This is a genomic window from Streptomyces sp. NRRL F-5123, assembly GCF_000721495.1.
Classification (GTDB): Bacteria; Actinomycetota; Actinomycetes; order Streptomycetales; family Streptomycetaceae; genus Actinacidiphila.
Window position 1 is genome coordinate 1 of the sequence record NZ_JOHY01000243.1, and the last position, 204, is coordinate 204.

Genomic DNA, 204 nt, shown 5'->3' on the forward strand with positions numbered 1-204 from the left:
CATGGACGCGATCTACTTCGGCACCAGCTGCTGGTTCGGCGGCTGCTCCGGCAGCGGCCCCTGGGTCCAGGCCGACCTCGAATACGGCCTCTACTCCGGTGGCAGCCAGTCCTGGAACAGCAACCAGCGCGCCTTCACCAGCAAATACGTCACCGCGATGCTCAAGAACAACGGCACCTCACGCTTCGCGATCAAGGGCGCCAA

Annotated in this window: 1 protein-coding gene; it reads left to right on the plus strand. The window is 64.2% G+C overall.

Features of this window, described 5'->3' with window-relative positions; translation table 11 throughout:
• On the plus strand, positions 1-204 hold a 204-nt coding region (locus tag IH54_RS41230), incomplete at both ends, for an arabinofuranosidase catalytic domain-containing protein (RefSeq protein WP_043183828.1).